Origin of the sequence: Paraburkholderia sp. SIMBA_053 (genome assembly GCF_046534895.1) — a bacterium.
In the GTDB taxonomy this organism is placed as follows: domain Bacteria; phylum Pseudomonadota; class Gammaproteobacteria; order Burkholderiales; family Burkholderiaceae; genus Paraburkholderia; species Paraburkholderia caledonica.
This window is the reverse complement of sequence record NZ_JAWRXU010000085.1, coordinates 1-501: the sequence shown is the minus strand read 5'-3', so window position 1 is coordinate 501 and position 501 is coordinate 1. Positions and strand designations below refer to the sequence as shown.

The 501-nt window shown below is 64.9% G+C and carries 1 pseudogene; it reads right to left on the bottom strand.

Features of this window, described 5'->3' with window-relative positions:
• Window positions 1-175: 175 nt before the first annotated feature.
• Window positions 176-501 (bottom strand): annotated as a pseudogene (locus SB753_RS34665) (DUF2242 domain-containing protein); the annotation flags it as partial.

The window sequence follows — 501 nt, the reverse complement described above, 5'->3', positions numbered from 1 at the left end:
CTTGAGTGCGGGGTGAAAATAAAAATTGCGGCGTGAGTGGCAAAGCTGTCGGCAGTTCAGTCCGCAGCGCGAGAGTGACTATCGACTCATGATTTGAGTCGATTAAGCGTGCAATCGCCTCACGGTCGACCATCGCGACACAGCGCTTACGACCCGACAACGCAACGCGGCAATTTCACTGCGCCAAAGCCGCCGCATCCGAAGCCGGCGATTCGATGATCGCAGGCGTGCTATCGGGTGACGCGGCGGCGGCTTCGTGCGCGTGCGTCGTCGCGGAGACAGGCGCTGCCGAAGCAACTGGCGTCGCTGCCGCTGCAACCGGCGTGGTCGGTTCCTTCGAAGGCGCGGGCATGATGACAGGCGCCGCGTTGCCGCCGGGCGTGGATGACATCGGCGTGACGACCAGCGCCGGCGCGGGAGCGGGCATGGGCAGCGGCGTCGCGTCGACGGTATTGCCGGGCACAGGCATGCTGCGCACCACGTTCGCCAGATAGTGGCTGA